This window comes from Moorena sp. SIO2C4, assembly GCF_010672485.1.
GTDB classification, from domain to species: domain Bacteria; phylum Cyanobacteriota; class Cyanobacteriia; order Cyanobacteriales; family Coleofasciculaceae; genus Moorena; species Moorena producens.
On record NZ_JAAHGN010000547.1, the window covers coordinates 1 to 4,929 of the forward strand.

Here is a 4,929-nt window from a genome sequence, read left to right on the forward strand (position 1 = left end):
TCCGGTTGCAAGTGATGAATAGCTGTCGTCAGACCAAAATCCCTGCGCTTTTGGCGCACGCTACGCGAACGTGGATTTGCACTAATTGTAGACGACAGCGGACAAAGCGCTTTTGGCGCACGCTACGCGAACGGAAAAGTGGAAACTTCACCGAAGGTGTCGGTCTGCCTTACATTGGGGAAATCGGGAAAACGGATAATGGAATTGTGGTGGTAACAACCCATCTGTATGATGGTCGAAAAAGTCTACCGTTAGATCTTGAGTTATATCAACACGGGAACTCATTGCCCCAGGGAAAAAAAGATCCAGCCAACCTGCGCGAAACCGGAGCTAGCCTTGGGGTTAATTGATAAGACATTAAGTCGGGGATATCATCCAGGAATGGTCCTGATAGATGCTGGATATGGAAACAATACATCATTTTTATTAGAGCTAGAAAATCGACAACTCAAGTATTTAGTCCGAATCGCTAAAAAATGCGCCAAAAGCGCACGCTACGCGAACGAAAAGTGAGTGACCCGAACGCCAAAAATTCGGGAGTTACTATTCGGGTTGATGAGTTAGCCCAAAGCCTTCCGGATGAGGCTTTCACAGAAGTTCAACTAAATCTAAATAAGTCAAAAACCCTGTGGGTTGCCACCCTCGAAGTAGAAATATCTCGTCTGAGTGGAAAAAGAAGTCTGGCTATCGTCATGAATCAACCGACTTTTAGTCAAGCCACAGATATTGCGGTGCGACCCAAGGGCGATTTACTCGCCCATTGGAAAGCGCACCGTGACTATTTTTTGACAAATGTCGAAACGGATGTGGTCACTCCCCAATGGGTGGTCGAGACTTACGCTCAACGAAATTGGGTGGAAGTATTTTATCGGGAGCAAGCGTGGTGGTTGGGACTCAAAGAATATCAAGTTCGCCATAAACGCAGCTTGATGAGGCATTTTATCTTGGTCATGTGTGCCTATACTTTTATTCTTTGGCATCAATTAACTGGGGGATTGCGAAGACGATGGGCATCGAAACCTTTAAAGACATTTGCTGAAGCAATAGATGCTTTTCGCAGTGCCATGTCTTGCCGCGCATGTTCATTGGCTCCAGGAAAATCCGGACGTATTTATCAGATATAAAGCGAGTAAGGGCTTGATTTTGGCTTGATTTTGGCTAAAGTCCCAATAGACGTAATCTAGTTCTTCGTTTAGCTGCTTGGTAGGGAGCTGTAGCAGCTGCTGGGTCAGTTCATCTACCTGAGGTTTATTGCTCATAATTTTTCGGTAATGGCTGAGGGCTAGATCGATAAATTATTCATCTTTACCAAAATTATTTTGGTCTTTGACCAGCAACAGCCTATCCATATTGTCCTTGATCAGCGCTTCTAATTCCTGATCAGAGTTGAGGTTGTAAAGCAGGATATTTTTCAGCAGTTCATCTAGAATAACTTCTAAATAATGGCTTCCGCTTTTATTCGAGGTATTTTTTACGATATCATTAGTCATAAACGGTAAGTAACTAAGGGAGTTTTGTAGAATTGCATTCTGGAATTTTAATCTTTTGATTAACTTTTATTTTTGATTTCTGATTTCTGATTTTTTTTATTATTTTAGTAAGTTTTTACCTGCCGTACTGATTAATAAATGTCGGGATTATGTTAAGGCTATTTTGATTATATTTGAGTTGAGATAAATGCTTGACAAATGGATCGTAATAGCTGCTAATCTCGTAGCGAGATTTTATAATATCCTGATTTAATATTACATCTATCTCCTTTTGTTGATTTAAAGGATAGCGCTTTTTATCCTCATGAGGTACACATATTTTTTTACCTCTTCCCACTTCCGACTTCCCACTTCCGACTTCCCTCTTCCCTCTTCCGAAGTCCCTGCTCCCTGCTCCCTGCTCCCTGCTCCCTAAAACCCAAAAACTTGTACCTTACTAGATTAAAAACCGCTATATTTTGATACTGTTGGTGTTATTCAAGGTTAATTGGTAGACTTTTCCTAACCAAAAAAGCCAAGATAAAAACAGCAGCCAAGGTATTTATGAGCTTTAGCAATTGAGTTTTGTTCACAATGGTTTTCCTTGATACTCGCCTGTGAGAGTTTTGAGGAACTTGACAATCAGACCAATATCGTTTGGCGACAGTGGGCGTCCCAATTCATATTTGCCCATTATCGTCACAGCTTCTTCAAGAGTTTCAGCTGAACCGTCGTGAAAATATGGTGATGTTAGAGCCACGTTCCGCAAACTGGGAACCTTAAATACATAACGATCACGTTCATTGCCAGTGACATTAAAGCGTCCCAAATCAGCTTTGGTAAGCTTACCGCGATCTTTGAAGTAATCCCCAAACAGACCAAAAGCCTGGAACATATTACTGCCGACATTGACTCCTTGGTGACAGCTAACACAGCCATAGGCTTTAAACAGACGATAGCCTTCTTTTTCTGAGGAGGAGAGGGCATTTTTATGGCCGCGCAAAAATTGGTCAAAGCGTGAGTTGGGAGTGTAAAGCGATCTTTCAAAAGTAGCGATCGCATCCTTGATGTTGTCGCTGTTGATACCATCTTTATACAGTTGGTTAAATAGTGAGACATACTCAGGGGATTGCTTGAGCTTACTGAGGATTTCTTGCCAATTAGAACCCATTTCATGCTCTGCATGGATTGGTCTATCAATCTGTTCCTCCAGGGTTTCAACGCTTCCATCCCAATGTTGCTTAAAATTGAATCCACTGTTGAAGACTGTGGGTGCATTAATCAAGCCAATCCTATTGTTGATCCCAATTGAACGCACCATTTAGTCTGTACCACCGGTATTTAGATTGTGGCAGCTAGCACAAGAGATGGTGTTATCCTGTGACAGTCGGGGGTCATGAAAAAGCGCCTTGCCCAGTTTAACCTTGTCTTTGTTTAGTTCTAATTTGAGTGGTATTGGCTGAATTGGTTCATCAAATAAAAGACTATAGTCTGAGGATTTGACCATATAGTTGATTGATTTATATGGTAATTTATAATAATTATTTATGGAAATTAAAATTATAATAATAAATATAACCAAATAAATATAAAAAATATTTTTGATATCACTAGTTTTATTCTACGGATCAACCATTAAAGTCTAACAATAATTATGATTATTGTTAGACTTTAATGGTTGATTGTCCATGGGCCACATTTGAAGGTTCAGAAGATAACCCGCTCACCGACTAACCGACTAACCTACACCTGTTCACCATCTGTAGCTCGAATAAATGAAATTGGTATTAGTTAGTATGACCCTATTTGAAGTTCATCAAATGACCGAACCACAAGTCAACCGTAATATTACTGACAATTCGTCATTTGTAATTGATAATTCAGGGTAAATTACCGATTATATCCAATCAGTTTGACTAATTATGATATCTCTTCTCTGGTAATTTGTACTTGGTAATTTGTACTTGGTAGTTGACGATTCACCATTACCGATTGCCCATTACCAAAACAGGGACTATTTGGTATAGCATAATTCAAAAGTCAGAAGTCAGAAGTCAGAAGTCAAACTCTTGCGCTTACTTAGGTTTGAGACTTTTGTCATGTCCTAACTGCCCTGGCGACTGCTATAAGTGATTAACCGGACTTGATATAACGACTAACGACTAACGACTAACCACTTAAAAAAAAAATTACCCGGACTGACTATAATTTTCCTGGTAGAGATTAGGCGAGATCATATCAAAGCTATATCCGATTTTATTATGGAAACATCTGAATACACTCAGCTCAATCCATTTCTCCAGGCTCGTGAGTACTTTGAAGAAATTCTTAATTGGCTCTGTTCTGAAGAAGCATACCGTCTCACCTATTACCAGATAGAAGAAAACCTCTGGATCAATGGTATGGAACTGTTGCGGCAACTGCTACAAGGTTATCTGGATTGGCGGGGAGACAATCAGCCAGAAGCACTGTACCCAAGAAGGCAGGGTAGGTACTCTACCCAGGTCAATCCCCAGCCTGGAAGTGATTGGGGTATTGTCCAAAATAGGGATAATTTGTACTCGGATGCAAGAGGGGGAAGAGAGGGCATCAGGGGAGAAAGGGGAGGTAAACAATTGTCATCTTATCCCACCAGTAGGCAACCCAGCCTAAGGACTATCTTCGGAACAGTGAGACTGAATCGTTTTAATGCTAGTTCCCAGAGAAACTCACTTCCGGATAATTCCCCACTCAAGGTTTACCCACACGGGTACTGTCAGGTGAGCGGTATTCCTTTAGCATCAGAGGTGGACACCAGTTGCTCGGACCCCACTATCCTAGCCCAACCCCAGGCAAAAGCTGCTGAAGTTTCTCAGGAACAACAGGAAGGATTTTCCATAAGAGATATGGGAACTTGGTTTAGACGCCAGTGGTGGCTTAAGCACAATAGTTATCAATCCCTATGGCAGCCAAGGCGTTCTGTTCCCCGGTTGTTAATTAGTGGCACCATTGCCCTAGTGGGAACAGCAGCTTTCACGAGTTATTGGGTGGTTCAGAGTCTAATTCTTGAGAGTCTGGAGGATAATGCTGAATTGAAGGTCAAGATGGCGGGACATCAAATTGATGAATGGCTGGCGGCTCTGATGGCGAAGGTGGAAACGATTGCTAATAGTCCCCAAGTTCGGTCTTTGGACTGGGAGGTTGCTCAACCCTATCTGCAACTCGAGCAAGAACGATTGCCCGATTTTCATATGTTTGTCATGGCTAAGGGGAATGGCTCTTACTACACCAGTCGTGCAGGTTTTATTGAGGGGAAGAATCTTAGCGATCGCACTCACTTTCAACGAGCGATGCAAGGAGAAACCTTTGTGGATAATCCGGTAGTCTCTCGTTCTACTGGTATTCGCCAAGTCAATATTGCGGCTCCGATCTGGTCAGTTCCCCCCCAACAATGACACGGAAATTACTCCAAAAAAACTGA

General features: G+C 41.9%; 2 protein-coding genes and 2 pseudogenes. 2 read left to right on the plus strand and 2 right to left on the minus strand.

Translation table 11 applies throughout. The features are described from left to right. Window positions 1-1,152: pseudogene (locus F6K20_RS24075) on the plus strand (IS701 family transposase); the annotation flags it as partial. Window positions 1,153-1,295: 143 nt separating this feature from the next. Here the strand turns inward: F6K20_RS24075 and F6K20_RS24080 are convergent. Then, window positions 1,296-1,550, minus strand: a complete 255-nt coding sequence (locus F6K20_RS24080) for a DAHL domain-containing protein (protein WP_267872135.1) — start codon at window positions 1,548-1,550, stop codon at window positions 1,296-1,298. Between the two features lie 508 nt (window positions 1,551-2,058). Further along, window positions 2,059-2,976: pseudogene (locus F6K20_RS40150) on the minus strand (cytochrome-c peroxidase). A 754-nt stretch (window positions 2,977-3,730) separates the two neighbouring features. Between F6K20_RS40150 and F6K20_RS24095 the strand changes: the two are divergent. Beyond that, a complete protein-coding gene (locus F6K20_RS24095; protein WP_287296303.1) occupies window positions 3,731-4,903 on the plus strand; it encodes a PDC sensor domain-containing protein in 1,173 nt (390 codons plus the stop codon). Window positions 4,904-4,929 lie beyond the last annotated feature (26 nt).